Here is a 21,669-nt window from a genome sequence, read left to right as displayed (position 1 = left end):
CAAAATTATATTATTTTTCTAAATAAACATAATTAATAGAATAATTTAAATAACAAACCTATTTTTTACACTATTTTATGAAAATTATTCTAAATAAATTTATCAAACAAAATAATAATCTATAAAACCGATAGATTTTATATTGTAAAAATAAAAATATTATTTAAAATACAAAGATTGATTCCAAAAAAAGATAAAAAATTGAATATTTCGACGACTTCCTTACCTTTGCAAAATGTCAAGAAAAGCGAAACAAAAAATCATATTAAATAATATAGAAGTTTTACGTGCTGGTGCAAAAGGTGTATCAGTTGGTAAAACAGAGGAAGGAAAAACGGTTCTGATAAAAGGTGCGATTCCAGGAGACGTTGTAGATGTACACGTTTTGAAGAAAAAAAGCAGCTATTTAGAGGGACAAGCAATCGAAATTCACGCAAAATCTCCTTATCGCGTTCAGCCAGAATGTGAGCATTTTGGTGTTTGCGGTGGTTGTAAATGGCAAGATATGAGCTATGATGCGCAACTTAAATTTAAACACGACGAAGTGGTTAACAATTTGGTTCGTATTGGAGGTTTCAAAGATTTAGATGCTGAAATTGTTCCAATTTTAGGTTCTAAAGAACAATATTTTTACCGTAATAAATTAGAATTTACTTTTTCTAATGCACGTTGGTTAACGTTAGAAGAAATTCAGTCTGGGAAAGAATTTGACGACCGTGACGTAGTTGGATTCCATATTCCTGGTGCTTGGTCTAAAGTTTTGGATGTTACAAAATGTCACTTACAACGTGATCCTTCGAATGCGATTCGTGTTGAAGCAAAACGTTTTGCATTAGAACATAACTTAGATTTCTTCGATTTAAAAAATCAAGAAGGTTTATTAAGAACATTAATGATTCGTACTTCTCAGAATGGACAAGTAATGGTTTTAGTTCAATTTTTCCGTGAAGAAAAAGAAAATCGTGAAGCTTTCTTACAAAACTTGAAAGATAAATTCCCTGAAATCACCTCTTTATTGTATGCAATTAATCCGAAACAAAACGATTCTGTTTATGATTTAGATATCGAAGTTTTTGCTGGAGAAGATCATATTATGGAAAAGATGGAAGATTTGAATTTCAAAATTGGTCCAAAATCTTTTTATCAAACCAATCCAGAACAAGCTTACGAATTATATAAATTAACACGTGATTTTGCAGATTTAACTGGAGATGAATTAGTGTACGATTTATATACAGGAACTGGAACAATTGCGCAATTCGTTTCGAAAAAAGCTAAAAAAGTAGTTGGTGTAGAATCTGTTCAAGAAGCGATTGATGCAGCAAAAGCGGCAGCAAAATTCAATGGAATTGATAATTGCGATTTCTATTGTGGTGATATGAAAGATGTATTGAATCAAGATTTTATCAACGAACACGGAATTCCAGATGTAATTATTACTGATCCTCCACGTGATGGAATGCATAAAAAAGTGGTTGAAAATATTTTGTTCATGAATCCAAAACGTGTTGTTTACGTTTCGTGTAACTCTGCTACACAAGCGCGCGATTTAGAATTGATGAAAGATCAATATAAAATTGTTAAAGTTCAGCCAGTTGATATGTTTCCGCAAACACATCATGTAGAAAATATTGTACTTTTAGAGCGAATTTAAAATTCAATCAAAAAAAATGAAAAATATTCAACGTTTTCTGGCTTATTCAATTTTCGCTTCTATAATTTCTTTAGCATTTTATAGTTGCGAAGACGATGATATTTGTACTGACGAAGGTGATGTTCCTCGCATGGTTGCTGATATGTATTATGATGGAACAAATGTTCCTTTAGAAGATTCGATTTATTATTGGGCGTATGTTTATAATGATTCGATTACAAAAGGAATTAGAGAAGCTACAGGAACGAGTAAAGATACTGTCTTAATCGAAAAAAATTCTGCTTTAGGAAAAACGAGTTTCGGAATTGCTTTGCGTAATAATTCAAAAAAAGAAATTTATTATACTATAGCGCAAGGTCCAGATATAGATGTAAAAGATTCTATAACGGGTAAAGTCATCAGAACAATCCCTGCAAAACGTGATCGATTGATTTTAAAATACGATACACTTGGAAATGGCTATACTTCTAAAGCTTGTGGTTTTGGATTAACTTTTAAAGGAGTTGATGTAAAATTGGTGACGAAAACTGCAAATGGAGCTGGAAATTGGATAAAGAAAATAGAAACTGTAAATACTGAAATTAAAGATGGTTCGACAACTGTTATTAAGCTTTTTGCTAACGAGCGCAATTAGTTTTGCATTTGGTCAAGAAAATAAAACTGATTCGACAAAAGTTTCCGTTACAGATTCTATTCCAAAGAAAAAACACCATGATATTTTTATCGGTGTAGATGTTTTCAATCCGATTGTTTCTGCTTTCAACGATAAAAAAGGTGTTAGCGCTTATGCTTCTTATCAAATCAATAATAAGTGGCATGCTGTTATAGAAGCTGGTTTCGAGAAAAATAAGTTTAATGAAATCAATTGGAATGTTGATGTTGACGGCGTTTTTGCAAAACTTGGTGCAAACTGGTTTATAACGCAAGATGTAGAAAATCAATCGAACGGAATTTACATTGGTGGACGAATTGCGTATTCTAAATATTCGCAAACCATCAATAGTTATCCGATTAGAGATTTACAATCGAATGAGATTACAGGAACAGGAAGTTTGCCAAAAGCGAATGTAAGCAGTTATTGGATAGAAGCTGTGGTTGGTGGACGTGTAGAGATTTTCAAAAATTTTTATGGTGAATTAGCTTTGCATCCTGCAGCTTATATTGGTGGTAAAAAAGATCAAGGAATTGATCCTTTGGTTATTCCAGGTTACGGAAAATACAGCGGTCCTTTTAATATGCCCGTTTTTTGGGGAATTGCTTATAAAATAAAGTAAGATTAAAACTTTGTTATGAATCAAATTAGAATAACAAAAGATAACATTTCTCTTTTTCCAAAATATGAAAAGTTACTTCATGATAACAAAATAAAATTCGATTCTTTAGGTCGATTAAGATATTTACATGGAGCACCTATTGGAGATTTGATTCAAATCAAAATAGATCAAAATGGAAAACCAATTTTTCAAGAAATAAGTGATGAATGGTTTGATCCAGAAAGTGAAAAAGCTAAAAACTTTATTTGGTTATAGATTTATATACAAAAAAAAAAGGAACTCAATTAGAGTTCCTTTTTGGCTAATACAATCCAAACTTATCCCATTCTTCTTGAGATAAATTCGTTTTAATTATATTATTTTTCAGATCAATTAACATTCTCTCTCCTTTTTTTATAACAGCTATAGTAATTGGTTTATTCTCATAATTAAAATAAAAATCACTCCAATTAAATTTCAATTCATCATATTCAAATGGAATTAACTGATTATTCGACTTATCTACAGCTCCAAATTTATTTTGTTTACTAACAAAAAAATAACCGTTTGCATAACTAAAATCTTTGTAAATACAAGGTATTGAAACCTCTCCTTCTCGAGTTATCAAACCAGATAAACCATTTTTAGTAACAATATGTTCTTCAGGTCCATATTCTACCCAATTAGAAATAGAAGAATATTCTATTGGAACAATTATTTTTTGATTAATATCTATAATTCCAAATTTCTTATTTTTTTTAACGATAAAATTATTTTGTCTATTATAGACAGCTTCTATTGCTCCATAAATTGGTGGAATTTTAGTAATTCCCAAAGTATCAACAACTCCAAATAATTTATTCTTTTTTAAAATAATAAATCCCTCATCAGTTGAATGATAGTAATTTGTAAACTCAGTATTTGAAAGTGTTTTTTGAATAATATTGAACAAATAAATCTTTTTATTCTTTTTTATCACAGCAATTTTATTTTCATTTACTAAAAAAACGTCTTCGTTTTCTATTTTCACCAATTCTCGTCCATCAGAAGTTAATATTCCTTTTTTCTTATTAAAGTCTTCAACTTCAAACAATAAAATATATTGATCATTTTCTACAACAGCTTCTCGAAAATTTATACTTTTCAACCATTTGTCACCAGAAATTGAAATTAAATCTTTAGAAAGTAATTTTAATTTACCTTCCTTTTTGATAACATAAGTTTCTAATTTATTTCCATAAAATCCATCATTTGAAATTGAATCATAAATAATATCTAAAACAATTTGTCCTTTAGAATTTATAATTCCATATTTAGATTTATCTTCAACTATTGCTAAACCTTTTTGATTGAAAATTAAAATATTATCATATTTCCCAAACTCTAATACTTCTTTTAAATTCTTATCTAAAAATCCAATTTTACCATTCTTCGACAATTTCATAGAACCATCTATAAAATATGTAGTTCCATTTCCAAAACTATTCTTAGGTTTCACAATAACCTCCTCTGCATGATTATCAAATATATAATCAGTTAATTGTTTTCCTTCATTATTAAAAATTGCCCATTTTTCCTTATTCTTTACAAATAAAATACTATCATTCATAGATTGATCAACAGAATTATAAATAGATGACACAATTTCTTTTCCTGTTTTGTCTACAAATCCATATTTTCCATTTTTTATAATTACTGCTAATCCTGATTTGTAAAAATAATTTAATCGATCATAAATAAATGGAATTACAACCTCTCCTTTTCTATTTATTGCACCAAACTTATCTTTAATTTGAGCAATTGCTAAACCATTATCAGAAAAAACACTTAGATCATTGTAAATAAAAGGAATTAAAATATTATCATTAATATCAATATAACCTTCTTTATCATCTTTCTTAGCAAGAATCATATTTTCTTGATCTAGAGGATTCATAAATTTATATTTACCAAGTGGAATTTTTATTTCTTTTGTTCTATTATCAACATAACCCCAATAATCATTTTCAGAAATTCTTGAATAAATCTCCGTTTTATTTTGTACTTGAGACAAACAAAGTTCAGATAAGAATATTAAGATAAATAATAAAGCTACACGCATATTCGAAGTATTAATTCTTTGATTAATATACAAAAAAAAAGGAACTCTAATTGAGTTCCTTTTTTTTGTTTTGAGAAGATTTCACATTAATCCAAAACCTTTGCTCCTTTTACTTTCTGATTTGTTAAAGCGATTTCCAAAACTTCTTTCATTTCTTTTACAAAATGGAAAGTCATTCCTTTTACATATTCTGCTTTAATTTCTTCGATATCTTTTCGGTTGTCTTCGCATAAAATAATTTCTTTGATATTTGCACGTTTCGCCGCCAAAATTTTCTCTTTAATTCCACCAACTGGTAAAACTTTTCCACGAAGTGTGATTTCTCCTGTCATTGCCAATTTTGCTTTCACTTTTCGTTGTGTAAAAGACGAAACCAAAGACGTCAACATTGTAATTCCGGCAGATGGTCCATCTTTTGGCGTTGCTCCTTCTGGCACGTGAATATGGACTTTATAATTCTCGAACACTTCTGGTTTGATACCTAATTCATCCGCATGCGCTTTGATATATTCTAACGCAATTGTCGCAGATTCTTTCATCACAGTTCCAAGGTTTCCTGTAATCGAAAGCCCTCCATTTTTCGCTTTCGATAAAATAGATTCGATAAACAAAATATCTCCTCCAACACTTGTCCAAGCTAAACCAACCACAACACCCGGAACTTCGTTGTTCTCGTATTGGTCTGGCGTAATAGAAGGGCCTAAGATTTTCGAAATATCTTCAATTGAATATTTAGCATTAAATTCTTCTTCCAACGCAATATGTTTTGCAGCCGAACGAACTAATTTCGCAACTTTTTGATTCAATTTACGAACTCCAGATTCGCGTGTATAACCCGTAATCAAATATTCGATTTCTTTTTTACCTAACACAACATCTTTCTCTTTCAAGCCATGTTCTGTTAATTGTTTTGGTAAAAGGTGACGTTTTACGATTTCAGATTTTTCCTCGATTGTATAACCTGCAATATTAATCATCTCCATACGATCGCGTAACGGACTTGGAATATCTCCAATATTATTGGCAGTCGCAATGAAAAATACTTTCGATAAATCGTAGCCAATTTCTAAGAAATTGTCATAAAAAGTTGAGTTTTGCTCTGGATCTAAAACCTCTAACATTGCTGATGAAGGATCTCCATGCGCACTCGCTGTCATTTTATCAATCTCATCTAAAACAAAAACTGGATTAGACGATTCAGATTTTTTAATTGACTGTAAAATTCGTCCTGGCATCGCTCCTATATAGGTTTTACGGTGACCGCGAATCTCTGATTCATCATGTAAACCACCCAACGACATACGTACATATTTGCGTCCAATCGCTTCTGAAATAGATTTCCCTAACGATGTTTTACCAACACCCGGAGGTCCATATAAACAAAGAATTGGCGAACGCATATCTCCTTTCAATTTCAAGACTGCAAGATGCTCCAAAATACGTTCTTTTACATCTTCTAAACCATAATGATCATGATCTAAAATTTTCTTTGCATGCTTGATATCAAAGTTATCTTTCGTTAAGGTATTCCAAGGTAAATCCAACATAAATTCAAGGTAATTGCGCTGAATATTATGTTCTGGCATTTGCGGATTTAGACGAGAAAGACGATTAATTTCTTTATCAAAATGATTCGCTACTTCTTCGCTCCAACTTTTCGTTAAAGCACGTTTGCGCATTTCATTGATTTCTTCTTCTGTCGAATTTCCTCCTAACTCCTCTTGAATCGATTTGATTTGTTGATTTAAGAAATATTCTTTTTGTTGTTGATCTAATTCTTTGCGAACTTTATTCTGAATTGTATTCTTCAACTCCAGTTTCTGAAGCTCAACATTCATAAAACGCATCACTTCCATTGCACGAAGTTTCATATCAGAAATCTCTAACAACAACTGTTTTTCATCTAAACTTAACGTCAAATTAGACGCGACAAAGTTGATTAAAAACGTATTACTTTCAATACTTTTTATAGCTCCTGCAGCTTCCGAAGGCAACATTGGATTTTCTTCTACAATCTGAAAAGCTAAATCGCGAATTGATTCAATAATAATTGGATATTCTTTGTTGCGTGAAGTTGGAACTTTTTCTGTCAAAATTTCTACTTCTGCCTTGAAATAAGGATCATCTGAAACAAATTCTTTGACTTTGAAGCGCTTCATCCCTTGCAAAATCACCGTAATGTTTCCATCTGGCAACTTTATCATTCGCATGATTTTAGCAACTGTACCAACTGTATACAAATCGTCTTGTGTAGGATCTTCCACAGCAATTTCTTTCTGCGAAAGCACTCCAATAATGCGATCTTCTTTGTAAGCTTGTGTTAAAAGTTGTATAGATTTATCTCTACCCGCGGTAATTGGCGCAACCACACCCGGAAATAAGACAGTGTTTCTTAACGATAAAATAGGCAATACCGAAGAAATATCTTGCTTATTTAGCTTACTTTCTTCGTCTTTACTCATCAAAGGAATTAATTCGATTTCTTCTTCCATTACTTGTGCTAATGACAAATTGTCTATGTTCATAATTTTTTTGTACGTTCAAAGTGTCAGTAAAACTATTTTTAACTGACGAAAGCTTTTCATAATTTCAAAAAAACTACGATATAGTTCTTGTTTGAAGCGTTTAGAAAAGCGAGTATTAATAAGACAAACGTTGTGCCAATAAAATATATTGTCAGTTTTTCAATAAAGGTTTATAATGAGGATAAATAATTATTTTGCTTCTAAATCTTTTATCAAGATGGTTTGATCTTTAATTATAAAACAATCTGTAAGGAATTGATGCATTGATTTTGCATGAAAATTCATCATTCCAAAATCTTCAGAAATCAAGATTTCAGTCAATTCTTCGAGCGATAATTGGTTCAAATTTTCGTAATCTGTTTCTTCTTCAACTTCTTCGAGAAATGAGTTTAACGTATCATGCGTAATATATAAATCGTGATCGATGCAACCAATCCAACCTTTTTTATCGCCTTGTAAAACCTCAACAAATTCATTTCCTCCAGGATCTGTTCCAATTTTGAAAAATATCGATTCGAAAATAGTATAAGCTTGCGCTTCTATCAAATCATAATAACCTGAATCAGAATTCAAGCCATATAAACCACCAAACATTTGCCAAGGTTCTTCGCCAGTATAATTTATAGTAAAATTGTTATAATCGGCATCAAAAAAGAGTAAATCATTAAATCCATTTTGCTCCAATAAAAAAGTCGCATATTCATCAGAAAAATTATACTTCTTTTGCAATGATAAAACTTCTTCTTTTGTAGGTTTTGAAAATCCAAATGGATTAGGAAAAGTGACTTTTTGTAACATAGATTGAGTTAGTTTGAAAGTATAAAAATAGAAAATTAACCGATTTTTATTCTTTTAACTATTAATCTCATATTCTTTTAATAATTTAAAATAGATATCAAATTCTTGTTGTTTACCACTAATTACACCATCAACATAATTATTTATAAGATAATAAGAGAAACCTTTTTCACCGTATACATCTGTTATAAACGTACCTGAAAAAGGTTTACCATCTTTATAAATCCCTCTCGATAATTCTATATTATCACGATTTTTAACGATAAGTTCGTCAATATAAATCCCTTCCTTTAGCGTAGCTGTTTTTAAAAATACTCCATCTTTATAATCAACAAAAACCCCATCATAAGGTCTTTCATTTTTATAAATTAATTTCTGAATTAAATTTCCATCCATATCATAATTTTCTATAGTAACGAAAGTTTTCGCATATGATTTTCTTTTAATCTCATACGATTTTGCAAATCCGTTTTTTAAATAATATGTAAAATACACATTAGTTGTATAACCTTTTCGATCTATAGATTCTTCAGGAACTAATACACCATTTTCATCCCAATACGTAGTCGAAATATCAAATAAAGCATCTGATTTCCTACTGTATTTAACCTCTTTAGCTTTATTCCCATTTTCCCAGAAAATAATTTGAGAAAAGTTATGAAGTGTACGAAATTCTGGATTTGAGGAACCTCCAATCATAATTGGTCCATTTTTAATAATCTCAGGAGTTAAATAAAAATCTGATGGAATTCTGATAAAATTACCTTCTAATTTTTTATTTTCGATTATCCCTGAAGTAACTATTTTTTCATCCTTAAAAATCTCAATTTTTGAAATTTCTCCTGCATCATTATATAAAACTTTTTGCCATAGCTTTCCTTGATTATTATAATAAATTAGTTCTTTAGTTTTAGAATTATTGATAAAACTTGTCACCCTTTTATCTAATCCATCCATTCTATAATAAAAAACATCTCCTACAAAACTTGAATCATCATCCTTATTAAGGATATAACCCTGCATTTGTAAGTTTCCGTTTTTATAATAATCTCTTACTAAATAAACATTTCCACTTTTTTTAAATGGTAATGGTCTAAAATAAGAACTATTATTTTTTGTAGTTTTTTTCCAATCTTGATCATAATAAATAGTGTCTTGCGCAGAAAGAAATTTCGTTAGAAATATGAATAGTATGAATAGTTTAAATTGTATATTATTCTTCATAAATGCAGTTTTAATAAAAGAATAAATCTAATAAAAAAAATCGGGATTTACCCGATTTTAGATTTTGCGATGACTTTGCGATAAAGTTCTTCATATTGCGGAAGAATATTCGTTTTATCAAATCGTATTGCTTGTTCTTTTGCTTGATGACTAAACTCTGCCAAACGCTTATCGTCTTCTAAGATATAGATTGCCTTTTCTGCCATCATTTCGATATCTCCTACAGGGCAAACAAAACCAGTAAGTCCATCAATATTTACTTCTGGAATTCCGCCTGCATTCGACGAAATAACCGGAACACTTGCTGCCATAGCTTCAAGCGCTGCCAAACCAAAACTTTCTTGTTCGGATGGTAAAAGGAATAAATCTGCGGCTTTCAAAACATCATTCAAGTCACTTACCATTCCAAGACTTTTTACTTTATCTTGAATCCCAAAATCTTGAATCATTTGATCCGCCATATCCCATTCAGGTCCTTCCCCAGCAATAATCAACTTCGATGGAATTTGTTTCTGAATCAAATTAAACGTTCCAATTACATCTTCAATACGTTTTACCTTTCTCAAATTCGAAGTATGCAAAATCACTTTCTCTTTTGGTTGCGCAAAATTATCACGACAACACACACATTTCTCTGGTAAATATTGATCATTATCAATAAAATTTGGCACAACTTCTATCTCATTTGTAATGTCAAATGCACATAAAGTATCTTGTTTCAAACTTTCGGAAACCGATGTTACGGCATCCGATTCGTTAATCGAAAATTCAACAGCCGTTTTATACACAGGATGTTTACCAACCAATGTAATATCCGTTCCGTGTAAGGTTGTTACAATTGGTAATTTATAGCCTTTTCGCGCCAACATTTGCTTCGTAAAATACGCTGCATACGCATGCGGAATCGCATAATGTACATGAACCAAATCTAATTCGTAATGCAAAACTTTATCATACAAAATTGTACTCAACGCCAAATCATATGGCTGATATTGGAACAATGGATACGTTTCGACATGAATTCGATGAAAGTATATATTTGGTAATTTGATGTTTAATCTCGCAGGAACATTTGTGCTAAAAAAATGTACTTCATGACCTTTTTCCGCTAAATCCATTCCCAGTTCTGTTGCCACAATTCCACTTCCTCCATAGGTTGGATAGCATACAATTCCTATTTTCATTCGCGATTTTTATTTAGACAAATTTAAGGTAAAATTGCTTCATAAATTACCTGTCGAATATTTTCTCGCACTTTTTTAATGGAAAGATAATTTGGCTCGACAGTTTCATTGACACGATTCGAAAGAAATATATACACAATATTATACTGAGGATCAGCCCAAACCACAGTTCCTGTAAAACCTGTATGACCAAAACTTTCGACTGATGGACCAACTTTAGAAATATGTTGCATTTTATCAAAACCAGCTCCACGGTGATTCCCATGAAATTGTTGTTTGGTGAATTCCGCCACAGTTTCTGGCTTCAAATAAACCTCATCACCATATTCGCCTCCATTCAAATACATTTGCATCAATTTTGCTAAATCAATCGAGTTGGAAAATAAACCAGCATGACCAGCAATTCCGCCCATCATTGCAGCTCCTTGATCGTGTACAAAACCATGAACGAGTTGATTTCTGTAGGTTTTGTCATATTCGGTTGGAATAATATCTTCTAAACTAAATTTTTCCTTTGGATTGAATGTTGTGCGATACATTCCCAATGATTGATAAAATTTCTCTTGTGTCAATTGATTCAGATTTTTCCCAAAATCTTTTTCTAATTTTTTCTTGAAAATATAATAGCCTAAATCTGAATATTCATATGATTTACGACCTAAAGATGATTTATAAATATCTTCGTAAATCGTATCTTTTATAGAATTGATAATATAAATGTTATCTGTAACTTTTATTTGATGTTCTTCGTCTTGCTTTCTCGAATAGAAATCTAAATATAATCGTGCATTTTTTACATTGACAGTTTCGTTGTAAAAACCAATCCAAGGTTTAAGACCAGCCTGGTGCGCTAATACTTCACGAATTTTTAAAGAAGATTTGTTCGAATTCTTCGCATCATTATCAATTTCTCCAATTGTTTGATCGAGGTTTAATTTTCCTTCGTTTACCTCCAACATCAACAAAGGCAACGTCGCCGTCACCTTTGTTACCGAAGCGACATCATATAAATCTGTCCACTTCACTTTTTTTGAAGAATTTTTATCTTGTGTTCCGAAACTTTTATCATAAACGATTTTTCCATCTTTTGCGACTAGAATTTGCATTCCAGGCGTGTAATGATTTGCAATTGCTTCTTCGGCAAGTTTATCTATTTCTGAGAGTTTTTTTTTCCTAAATTCACATTTTCAGGTGCAGTAAATCCCAAACGTTTGATGTGTTTTGTTACAATTCCTTGTCCTTCTTTCAAATTTTGATTGATATCTACTGGAAACGTTCCATCTGCATCAATTGCTCCAAAAATAACTTGTGCAGCAGCTGCTTGCGCATCTTTTGTATTTTGATAATGAACTGTAACCGCGTCTAAATTTGATAAATCTAAATCTTTCAACCCGTAAGGACTTGTGAATAACGAAAAGATTTTCTTTTTGTCTTTTGGTAACGCTTTCAAAATTGCTTTCGAATTATCGGACAATTTATAAGGTTTGTAAACCGTTTCATTCGATAAAAACGCTCCAGAAATAATCACATCATAATCATTCAATAAATTGATTTGATTTGGATTTGAAATCTTCACTAACTCAACATTTGTATATTTTTGTAAATGTGTCAAAAATTGATCATAATCTGTTTGTTCAAGCGGAACAAAAGCAATTTTTTGATTCAATTTTTTAATTGGTAAAAGTTTGTGTTCATTCTTTACAACTGTCGAAGCTTTCTCAAATATCTTTGTTGTTAAAGCTAAATTTGTTGGAGAATTTAAATCTTCTAACACATTTGTAGGATTTAAAGTTCTAACCTCATTTAAACCTGTAATATATTTCGCCATCAAAATTTTCTTCACACTTTCTTCTAAACGCGCTTCAGAAATCTGACCTTTATTAATTGCATCAATAATTTTTTGTTTCCCAACGTGTACATTTTGCGAAAACAACAAAATATCATTTCCAGCCACAAATGCTCTGTAGTCTACATCACCAGCAGGAAACATTTTTGCCACACCATCCATATTCAAGGCATCTGTAATCACAATTCCTTTGAATTGTAACTCGCCTTTCAAATAATCTGTAATGATATTTTTTGACAACGTTGAAGGCATTTTTGGATCTGGTTCTAAAGCTGGAACATTTAGATGTGCCACCATAATTGACTGTACACCTGCATCAATCATTTTTTTGAAAGGTGCAATGTGATATTTCTCTAAATCTGCTTTATTATCTGGAATTAAAGGTAAAACTTTGTGCGAATCTTGGTCTGTATTTCCATGTCCAGGAAAATGTTTTGCAGACGATAACACGTTTTGTGCACGCATTCCATCCATATAAGCAATTCCTTTTTCTGCAACGCGATCAGGATTTGAACCAAAAGAACGATTTCCAATAATTGGGTTATTTGGATTAACATTGACATCAACCGAAGGCGAAAAATTAAACTGAACGCCCATTCTGTTCGCTTGTATACCAATTTGTTTTCCAACTTGATAAACCAATTTATTATCGCGTAAAGCGCCAAGCGTCATATTCCAAGGAAAACGCTCCACTCCTTTCAATCTCATTGCCAATCCCCATTCTGCATCCATACCAATCAATAATGGAATTTTAGAAATCGATTGAAATTTATTTGTCAACTCAATTTGATGAGCCGCTTGATCTTGCATAAAAATTAATCCTCCGATATGTTCTTCTTCAATTAATTTTTGAATATCATTCTCATGCACCGCATCTCTGTTTGTATAGGCAGCAACGATAAATAACTGACCTACTTTCTCTTCCAACGACATAGAATTATACTTTTCATCCACCCATTTCATCTGAATAGAATCTTTGTACAATGGTGAAACGTGTTGCGCTTTCGAAGCTATAGGTAAAATAATTGTTAAGAATACGTATGCGATTACTCTTTTCATTCCGGAATAAATTAATTTTGCTTGTTTTTTCTTTTTTAGAAACATTTTTTAAAGGCCAATCGAGTTAGGATTGGTAAATTTATAGTAAATTGTCAAATTAAATAAATTTATATGAGTATTTTCAGTGTTGTACAGGATAGCATGTTGAATCATCCTGGACTAATAACTGTTTTTGGGGTTGCAGTAATTATTATGTTGTTACTTGATTTAGGTGTTTTTAATAAAAATGCGCACGCGGTTTCGAACAAAGAAGCGCTTACTTGGACTGTCGTTTGGATTTCCTTGGCGATGATTTTTAGTGGTGTAATTTATTTCGTTTTTAAAGAAGCAGATGGACATGCATTTGCCATCAATAAATTTTCGCAATTTCAGGCAGCATATTGGATAGAAAAAGCCTTATCCGTGGATAATTTATTCGTCTTTATCCTTGTTTTTGGGTTCTTCAAAATTCCGAAAGAATATCAACATAAAGTCCTTTTTTGGGGAATTTTAGGTGCTCTTCTTTTTAGAGCAATCTTTATTTTTGCAGGAGTTGAATTAATTAAAATGACTTATTTACCAGCTTTCTCAATTGGAGATTGGCACTTTAATCTTGGTGATGAAGCTACTCATGCAAATTTTGCAGCAAAACAATTCTTCCGTCCAAATGTCGTTTTAACACTGTTCGGATTCTTCTTAATCGTTGCTGGAATCAAATCTTGGAAATCAAGTGATGATGATGAAAACCAAGATTTATCGCAAAATTTTGGTGTTAAACTGGTACACAAATTCTTTAAGGTTACACCAAATTTTGATGGAGATAAATTCTTTTCTGTACAAAATGGAATTAAAATGGCAACACCACTTTTCGTCGCTTTAATGGTAATTGAAGTAACTGATTTAGTTTTCGCTGTAGATAGTATTCCTGCTATATTCGCTGTTGCTCCAGACGATCCATTTATTTTATATTCATCTAATATTTTTGCCATTTTAGGACTACGTTCATTGTATTTCTTGTTGGCAAATTCAATGGATAAATTCAATAAACTACATTATGGTTTAGCAATTATTTTGAGCTTTATCGGAATTAAAATGATTATTATGCCATTCTATCATTTCGAATCGACAGTTTCATTATCAATCATTGGTGGAGTTCTATTAACAACAATTATTTGGTCGCTAATTTCGAATAAATCAGAGGTTAAGGAGTAGATTATTCCTTCGAAATAAATTTAAAAAAGCCATTCTTACGAATGGCTTTTTTAAATTTTATACATCTCACTTTTTATCTTCAATTGGTAAATTAATAACTTTTTCTAAATCTCCATTTTGATTGTAATTATAAATAAATCCAAATTCAAAATTTTGATGAAGATATTTTTCAATTTTGACTAATCTATTATCTCTATAATATCCAATACAATAAGCTTTTTTAACATTAGTTGAATCTTTCATTTTAAACTCATCATATAAATATAATGGATGAGAATACTTTCCAAAACCAAGATAATATTTTTTTACGATTAAGTCTTTAGAACCGGATTTTGTAACCGAGTTATTTTGAATATTTCTTTCTGTTTTATTACAACTAAATATCGATAAAGCAACAAGAATGCATAAAAATTTAATCATACCAATAATGTTAACAAGCTTAAATTTATAAAAAAAGCTCCAAAAATGGAGCTTATATTTCTATTCTTTATTTTTTCTCAACTTTCGTTGAACCAGATGCCGGAGCTAATTTTTCTTTTGCAACATCTTTCACGTTTTTTAACTCAGCGTTTACAGGCTCAATCAATGATTTTGTAGGACTTTCATTTCCTCTGTGACACATTACACATGTTACAACATTGATCATTTCAGGATTTTTTGCATTTTCCCAATTGAAATTTTTCGCGTTAATATCACGTGTCATTACAATCATATGACGTGCAAATTCCTTTTCTTTTTTTGCATCACTTGCAAAATCCATCTTTTTCGTATCTGGATTTTCGGCGTGGCAAAAATTACATTTCACTCCTAAAGCAGCGTTGTATCCGCGCATCAAACCTTTCAAACTATCTTCCGAAATGTTTTGTGGTAACACTTTTAGATTTTTCCATTCTGAACTTGAAATTGCTTTTCCTGTGTCAATTTGACGAGAAGTCGTAAACGAAAAAATACTAAACATCAACGCTACAACTACCAAAGAAACCATTATTCTATTTGTTTTCATTTGTAATAATTTTGTTTATAAAAGGTAAAACAAATCTTAAACTGAATAAACCCTTCAGAAAAATTTGGAATAATTTTAAATAAAACCTTTAATGAATTAAAAATAAATCAATTAAAATCTCCAAACTAGTAAACGCGAAATTTTATTCCCTTGTTGCATATTTACAATTCGGTAATCTCTTACTTTTTCACGTTTCAAAATACCTTCCAAAATTCGAACATTTTCTTTCTTAGAAACCAATGTTGTAAACCATTTTACTTGATGTTTATAATCCGCACTTTCTTTTATCATTTTCGTGATAAACAGACGCTCTCCTCCTCTACACCAAAGCTCAGAATTATTCCCACCAAAGTTTTGAATTGGTTTTTGATCAGATTTTTGACCTAAGTTTTTCAGTTTACGCATTGTTTGCTCCATCACTTCTTGATTCGATCTAAAAAATGGAGGATTACAAATTGTAATATCAAATTTTTCGCCTTGTTTGATGATTTTTTTGAAAATATTGTTTGGATTAAATTGCATTCTAATCTCAACTTTGTTACGTAATCGAGCATTTTTCTTGACAATTTCTTCCGCATTTTTGAAAGAAGCATAATCCAACTCTGCGCCAACAAAGTTCCAGTCGTATTCGTAATTTCCAATAATCGGATAAATACAATTCGCTCCAACACCAACATCCAAGACTTTTACATCTTTTCCACGCGGAATTACACCATCAAAACTTTCACCCAAAATATCGGCAACATAATGAATATAATCGGCGCGACCAGGAATTGGTGGACACAAATTATCTTTTGGCAATTCCCAATAATCAATATCATAATATGTTTTCAACAACGCTTTATTCAACGCTTTTACAGCTTCTCTATCCGAGAAATTAATCGTTGGTTCGTTCTCTTTATTGGGTTTGATATATTTGGAAAGTGGGGAATAAATCGCACACAATTTTTCGAAATTATAAGGCGCTAAATGACGATTGCGCGAATGTAATTTTTTTAATTTACTCTTCTTTTCGGGAGTATTCATACAAAAATATTTATGCAAAAATAAGACAACCTTTGCAGTTTTCTGCAAAGGTTGTTTTTGAATTAGTTTATTTTAATTGTTTTTGTAGCGTTTCGATTTGTTTCAAAAGATGATGAATCACTTCTAAACCTTCTATATTAACGCCCAAATTATAATGAAATTCAATAAATCGTTCGATTAATTTCAAATCATTTTCTTCGATAAAATATTCTTGGTTACGCTCGTGCAAAACAACCAAATCATTTTTGTACAAATCAATCACAAATTGAGGTTCAATCTGATGATATTTACTAAACTGAATAACAGATATCGTTATATTTTTCATGGTTTTAAGCTTTTTTAAGTGAACGTAATTTCTCGAATAATTCTTTTTCTTCTGCTGATAAATTAGTTGGAGTTTTTACTGAAAATGTCACATACAAATCTCCAAATTGATCATCTTTCTTATAAATTGGTAAACCTTTTCCTTTCAATTTAACCTTTTTATTATTCTCTGTTCCTTCTTTTATTGGAACTTTCACTTTTCCAGAAAGTGTATCAATCATCGCTTCTCCACCCAAAATTGCATCGTATAAGTCAATTTCAACAATTGTAGATAAATCTGCTCCATTAACTTCAAAAGACGTATTATTTTCGATATGAAACGTTATATACAAATCTCCATTTGGACCATTGTTATAACCTTTTCCACCGTGACCTTTTATCTTAATCGTTTGCCCATCTTCTACTCCAGCTGGAATTGTAATTCGAATATTTTTACCATTCACAGCAAAAGTTTGTTTATGCGAAGTCAATGTATCTGTCAAATTTAGTGTCAAACTGGCATTTACATCTTGCCCTTTATAACCTGTTGATCTACTCCTTCCTTCGCGTCCAAACATCGAACTGAAAAAATCTGAATAGCCATCAAAATCACCAAAACCTTCAGCTCCATCAAAATCGCTATTACTATATTGATATTGTTGCTGTTGTTGTTGCTGACGAGCTTTTTCATATTCTTCACCATGTTGCCAATTTTCTCCATATTTATCGTATTTTTTACGTTTTTCTGGATCGCTCAACACTTCGTTTGCTTCATTTAATTCTTTAAATTTCTGTGCAGCTTCATCGTTATTTGGATTAAGATCGGGATGATACTTACGTGCCAATTTCCGATAAGCTTTTTTTATCTCATCTTGTGATGCGGTCTTTTGCAGACCTAATGTTGTATAATAATCTATAAAAGCCATAGTAATAATAAGTTTGTGTGGTAATTTAATCAAAATCAGTTCCAATTTTTTCAAAACTGACAATACGACTTATTCTTTTTTATCTATTTTAAACCTTTTAATATTTTATCCGAAAAAGATAAATTTATTATGATTAATTCATAAATTTTCAAAAATAATTTGGATATATTCAAAAAAATCAATTATTTTTCATTTATAAAAGAAAGTTATGAATAGAAAAAATTTTTCGAAAAATATATTAATTGGATCGGCGGTTGGTGACGCATTAGGAGTTCCAGTTGAGTTTAAAAGTAGGCAATATTTACAACAAAATCCTGTCACAGATATGATGGGTTATGGAACATACAATATGCCTCCTGGCACTTTTTCTGACGATAGTTCGATGATGTTTTGCTTGGCTGAATCGTTGTGTAATGGTTATAATGTGAATGATATTGCAGAAAAATTTCAGATGTGGATGCACGAAGGTTATTGGACGGCTGACGGAGAAGTCTTTGATGTTGGAATTTCTACACGAAAAGCAATAAATCGTTTACGAGTTGTAAAAAATCCAATTGAGGCTGGTTCTACATCCGAATCTGATAATGGAAATGGATCGTTAATGCGTATTCTTCCTTTAGCAATTTTCACGAAAGATTTATCGATTGATGAACGCTGTGAAATCGTCAAAGAAGTTTCTTCTATCACGCATGCGCACAATCGTTCTGTTTTGGCGTGTATTTATTATATTGAATTTGCGTTGAACGTTTTAGATGCCGAAAATCTAGAAGAAGCTTATCTGAACACAAATTTTTGGTTAAAATTATTCTTAGAAGAAAATGAAATTTATAAAAATGAATTTACATATTTCGAACGAATTTTAAGTGGAAAACTAATTGATTTAAAAGAAGATGAAATTAAATCAACTGGTTATGTCATGGATAGTTTAGAAGCTTCTATTTGGTGTTTGCTACATACAAGTTCGTATAAAGATTGTGTTTTGAAAGCGGTGAATTTAGGACATGATACCGATACAATTGCTTGTATTGCTGGTGGAATTGCAGGGATTTATTATGATGCAGAAACAATTCCGACCAATTGGATTGAGCAATTAGCGTGAGTGAATGATATTTTACATTTAGCAGAACAATTGGAAGAAAAATATGAATTTTAGAAAGCTTGAACTATTCTAAATTCACCAAAAACATTTTCGTAAATTTGCAAAATGGAAAGTCAAAAAAATAATCCATTACACGGAAAACGTTTAGACGATATTATCGAAGAATTAGTAATTTATTACGGCGGTTGGGAAGGTTTGGGAAATCAAATTAACATCAGATGTTTTAATGATAATCCAAGTTTGAAATCATCGTTGAAATTTCTTCGAAAAACAGATTGGGCACGTGCAAAAGTAGAAGAATTGTACATTAAGAAAATTGCAAAATAATGAGTGCAACTATTCTTGAAGAAAAGATTTTTATTGATTCTGAGCTCTTAACCAATATCGAAGAAGAAAGTCAGGTTATTATACATTGTTGTATGGCGGCAGATGAATATGCAAATGCTGCACGTATTTGGCCTTCTACTTTTATTATTGATAATCAATCAGGAAAACGTTGTCAATTGGTTTTTGCGGACGGAATTACAATGTATCCAAATTGGACGTATATCGAAGAAGGTTCGTCTCTTCATTTCACTTTAATTTTTAATGGTTTGCCAAAAAGTTGTCAATCATTTGATTTAGTCGAAATTATTCCGCAAGCTGGAGGATTTGAATATCGAAAAATAAATCGAAATAAAAGCGATGTTTATCACGTCGAATTTTCAGAATAAATTAAAAAAAATGCGTTTCATTTGAAACGCATTTTTTAATAATATAAACTGTATTTTTTATTGAATTACTCCAATATCATTTCGATAATATTCGTAATCAAAATGTACTTTCTTGATGTTTTCGTAAGCGGTTTCACGCGCTTCTTCTAACGTATTTCCTAATCCAACTATGTTGATTACACGCCCACCAGAAGTAACAATTTGTTCTCCTGATAATTTTGCACCAGCAATAAAATTAGGACAAGTTACCTTTTCTAAACCACGAATCTCAAAACCTTTGTCGTAATTTCCTGGATATCCTCCCGAAACCATCACCACACAACATGCATGTTGATTTTTGAAAGTCAAGTCGAAATCTTCTCCTTTGATTGCTTTATTTACAACCTCAACCAAATCATTTTCTAACAAAGGTAAAGTTGTTTGTGTTTCTGGATCGCCCATTCTTAGGTTATATTCCAACAAATAAACTCCTTTTGTCGTAATCATTAATCCAAAGAAAATAACACCTGCAAACTCTAATCCTTCCTTAATTAAACCACATTTTGTTGGCTCCATGATCTCTTCTTCGAACATTTTGAAATGCTCATCTGTAAACAATGGATTTGGAGCAATAACACCCATTCCGCCAGTATTCAAACCAGTTTCACCTTCACCGATTTTCTTATGATCTTTTGCCGAAACAAATGGAACGATTTTTTTCCCGTTAAAGAAAGACAAAATAGAAGCTTCAAAACCTTCTAAATATTCTTCGATAACCACTTCGTTTCCTGCATCACCAAAGGTTTTATCTTCCATTATATCCAAAACAGCTTGTTTCGCTTCTTCGAAATCTTGACAGATAATCACTCCTTTTCCAGCCGCTAAACCAGAGGCTTTCACTACAATTGGATACTCTTGTGTTTTCAAATAATCAATCGCCAACATTGGTCCTTGAAAATTCTTATATTTTGCTGTTTTCACACCATATTTATCCATAAAATCCTTCGCAAAAGCTTTAGAAGCTTCCAATTGCGCAGCAGCTTTATGAGGTCCGAAAACGTTTAAATTCTCTTTCTGAAAAATATCAACGATACCTTCCGATAACTCAGCTTCTGGTCCAACAAAAGTTAAATCAATTTGATTTTCTTTCGCGAAATTTTTCATTTCTTCAATCGAAGAAACCGAAACATTAGTTCCAATTTGCGCTGTTCCTGCATTTCCTGGAATAAAGAATAATTCTACTTCTTGACCTTTTTGTTTAAAATCTTCAGCAAATTTCCATCCGATTGCGTGTTCACGACCACCTGAACCGATTACTAAGATGCGAGTTGCAGTTTGCGATTCGCGGTTTGCGTTATTATTTTGTTCCATTGTTTTAATTTTTAAATGAAAAATGAATAGTGAAAATTGAAAAATAAATTTAATCTAAATTCGCTTTAGCCGTTTTAATAGAGCTGACTAATATTGCGATTAATTCTAAATTAAGTTTTTTCAGATTTGTATATATATTATTTTCAATCAAATTTGAATCATTTAATAAATCTAACCAATATAACGATTCGTTTGCCTCTTTTAGCGAAATACTCATTTTATTGATAAAATCTTTCTTTGATTGAGCAAATTCAGCTTCTCGAATAAGAGCACCAATTGCTGTTCCGGATCTCATTAATTGTCTTCCTAAAATATATTCACTTTTATTTTGAATAATATTTCTTGAAAGTTTAATAATTTCTAAAGCAAAATTATAACTCTTATCTTTCAAAACATTTTCATTATTCACTTTTA

At 31.2% G+C, this 21,669-nt stretch carries 22 protein-coding genes; 8 read left to right on the top strand and 14 right to left on the bottom strand.

Translation table 11 applies throughout. From position 1 onward, the window contains the following. Window positions 1-235: 235 nt before the first annotated feature. Genes rlmD through B4H69_RS07890 form a run of 4 tightly spaced genes read left to right on the top strand, consistent with a single transcriptional unit; the run spans window position 236 to window position 3,183 of the window. The gene (gene rlmD / locus B4H69_RS07905) at window positions 236-1,654 is read left to right on the top strand and encodes a 23S rRNA (uracil(1939)-C(5))-methyltransferase RlmD (RefSeq protein WP_280045346.1); all 1,419 of its coding nucleotides are present in this window, start codon (window positions 236-238) and stop codon (window positions 1,652-1,654) included. Between the two features lie 16 nt (window positions 1,655-1,670). Then, entirely contained in the window at window positions 1,671-2,288 is a 618-nt protein-coding gene (locus B4H69_RS07900) for a DUF6452 family protein (protein WP_180904853.1), read from the top strand. Further along, entirely contained in the window at window positions 2,242-2,928 is a 687-nt protein-coding gene (locus tag B4H69_RS07895) for a DUF6048 family protein (protein ID WP_180904854.1), read from the top strand. Before B4H69_RS07900 ends, B4H69_RS07895 begins: the two co-directional genes overlap by 47 nt. Window positions 2,929-2,943: 15 nt before the next feature. Then, window positions 2,944-3,183, top strand: coding sequence for a hypothetical protein (locus B4H69_RS07890; protein WP_038332337.1), 240 nt, complete (start codon window positions 2,944-2,946; stop codon window positions 3,181-3,183). 46 nt (window positions 3,184-3,229) lie between these two features. Here the strand turns inward: B4H69_RS07890 and B4H69_RS07885 are convergent, their stop codons facing one another. The 7 genes from B4H69_RS07885 to B4H69_RS07855 all read right to left on the bottom strand — a co-directional run bounded on the left by B4H69_RS07885 (window position 3,230) and on the right by B4H69_RS07855 (window position 13,644). After that, a complete protein-coding gene (locus B4H69_RS07885) occupies window positions 3,230-5,008 on the bottom strand; it encodes a WG repeat-containing protein (RefSeq protein ID WP_180904855.1) in 1,779 nt (592 codons plus the stop codon). Window positions 5,009-5,094: 86 nt separating this feature from the next. Then, window positions 5,095-7,533 carry an endopeptidase La gene (lon, locus tag B4H69_RS07880; protein ID WP_180904856.1) on the bottom strand — a complete coding sequence of 813 codons (2,439 nt, stop codon included), beginning with the start codon at window positions 7,531-7,533 and terminating at the stop codon, window positions 5,095-5,097. A 189-nt stretch (window positions 7,534-7,722) separates the two neighbouring features. Beyond that, window positions 7,723-8,331 (bottom strand): hypothetical protein, encoded by a 609-nt coding sequence (locus B4H69_RS07875; RefSeq protein WP_280045345.1) that lies wholly within the window; start codon window positions 8,329-8,331, stop codon window positions 7,723-7,725. Between the two features lie 54 nt (window positions 8,332-8,385). After that, window positions 8,386-9,555, bottom strand: coding sequence for a hypothetical protein (locus tag B4H69_RS07870; RefSeq protein WP_180904858.1), 1,170 nt, complete (start codon window positions 9,553-9,555; stop codon window positions 8,386-8,388). Window positions 9,556-9,602: 47 nt separating this feature from the next. Next, window positions 9,603-10,739, bottom strand: a complete 1,137-nt coding sequence (gene bshA / locus B4H69_RS07865) for an N-acetyl-alpha-D-glucosaminyl L-malate synthase BshA (protein ID WP_180904859.1) — start codon at window positions 10,737-10,739, stop codon at window positions 9,603-9,605. A 23-nt stretch (window positions 10,740-10,762) separates the two neighbouring features. Beyond that, window positions 10,763-11,845 (bottom strand): serine hydrolase domain-containing protein, encoded by a 1,083-nt coding sequence (locus B4H69_RS07860; RefSeq protein ID WP_244957954.1) that lies wholly within the window; start codon window positions 11,843-11,845, stop codon window positions 10,763-10,765. Between the two features lie 44 nt (window positions 11,846-11,889). Continuing rightward, window positions 11,890-13,644 (bottom strand): glycoside hydrolase family 3 protein, encoded by a 1,755-nt coding sequence (locus B4H69_RS07855; RefSeq protein WP_244957955.1) that lies wholly within the window; start codon window positions 13,642-13,644, stop codon window positions 11,890-11,892. A gap of 111 nt (window positions 13,645-13,755) precedes the next feature. On the opposite strand from B4H69_RS07855, the gene B4H69_RS07850 reads away from it, so the two are divergent. Then, window positions 13,756-14,835, top strand: a complete 1,080-nt coding sequence (locus B4H69_RS07850) for a TerC family protein (protein WP_180904861.1) — start codon at window positions 13,756-13,758, stop codon at window positions 14,833-14,835. Window positions 14,836-14,901: 66 nt separating this feature from the next. Here the strand turns inward: B4H69_RS07850 and B4H69_RS07845 are convergent, their stop codons facing one another. The 5 genes from B4H69_RS07845 to B4H69_RS07825 form a co-directional block, all read right to left on the bottom strand. Beyond that, window positions 14,902-15,255, bottom strand: coding sequence for a hypothetical protein (locus B4H69_RS07845; RefSeq protein WP_291093409.1), 354 nt, complete (start codon window positions 15,253-15,255; stop codon window positions 14,902-14,904). A 67-nt stretch (window positions 15,256-15,322) separates the two neighbouring features. After that, window positions 15,323-15,838 carry a c-type cytochrome gene (locus tag B4H69_RS07840; protein WP_219034713.1) on the bottom strand — a complete coding sequence of 172 codons (516 nt, stop codon included), beginning with the start codon at window positions 15,836-15,838 and terminating at the stop codon, window positions 15,323-15,325. 111 nt (window positions 15,839-15,949) lie between these two features. Further along, window positions 15,950-16,864, bottom strand: coding sequence for a 23S rRNA (adenine(1618)-N(6))-methyltransferase RlmF (gene rlmF, locus B4H69_RS07835; protein WP_038332349.1), 915 nt, complete (start codon window positions 16,862-16,864; stop codon window positions 15,950-15,952). A gap of 67 nt (window positions 16,865-16,931) precedes the next feature. Further along, complete coding sequence (locus tag B4H69_RS07830) at window positions 16,932-17,189, bottom strand: chaperone modulator CbpM (protein ID WP_038332351.1); 258 nt, start codon at window positions 17,187-17,189, stop codon at window positions 16,932-16,934. A 4-nt stretch (window positions 17,190-17,193) separates the two neighbouring features. Beyond that, a complete protein-coding gene (locus tag B4H69_RS07825) occupies window positions 17,194-18,093 on the bottom strand; it encodes a DnaJ C-terminal domain-containing protein (RefSeq protein WP_114999547.1) in 900 nt (299 codons plus the stop codon). Between the two features lie 208 nt (window positions 18,094-18,301). On the opposite strand from B4H69_RS07825, the gene B4H69_RS07820 reads away from it, so the two are divergent. The 3 genes from B4H69_RS07820 to B4H69_RS07810 all read left to right on the top strand — a co-directional run bounded on the left by B4H69_RS07820 (window position 18,302) and on the right by B4H69_RS07810 (window position 19,905). After that, entirely contained in the window at window positions 18,302-19,192 is an 891-nt protein-coding gene (locus B4H69_RS07820; protein WP_291093407.1) for an ADP-ribosylglycohydrolase family protein, read from the top strand. A gap of 105 nt (window positions 19,193-19,297) precedes the next feature. After that, entirely contained in the window at window positions 19,298-19,519 is a 222-nt protein-coding gene (locus tag B4H69_RS07815; protein ID WP_038332359.1) for a VF530 family DNA-binding protein, read from the top strand. Continuing rightward, window positions 19,519-19,905, top strand: a complete 387-nt coding sequence (locus tag B4H69_RS07810; protein WP_114999543.1) for a hypothetical protein — start codon at window positions 19,519-19,521, stop codon at window positions 19,903-19,905. Before B4H69_RS07815 ends, B4H69_RS07810 begins: the two co-directional genes overlap by 1 nt. Before the next feature lie 57 nt (window positions 19,906-19,962). Here the strand turns inward: B4H69_RS07810 and purD are convergent, their stop codons facing one another. Further along, entirely contained in the window at window positions 19,963-21,255 is a 1,293-nt protein-coding gene (gene purD, locus B4H69_RS07805; protein ID WP_291093405.1) for a phosphoribosylamine--glycine ligase, read from the bottom strand. 49 nt (window positions 21,256-21,304) lie between these two features. Continuing rightward, window positions 21,305-21,664, bottom strand: coding sequence for a four helix bundle protein (locus B4H69_RS07800; RefSeq protein WP_180904868.1), 360 nt, complete (start codon window positions 21,662-21,664; stop codon window positions 21,305-21,307). Window positions 21,665-21,669: the final 5 nt, after the last annotated feature.

The sequence above is a fragment of the Empedobacter sp. UBA6745 genome, from assembly GCF_002453775.1.
In the GTDB taxonomy this organism is placed as follows: Bacteria; Bacteroidota; Bacteroidia; order Flavobacteriales; family Weeksellaceae; genus Empedobacter; species Empedobacter falsenii_C.
This window is presented reverse-complemented; position numbering and strand designations above follow the sequence as displayed.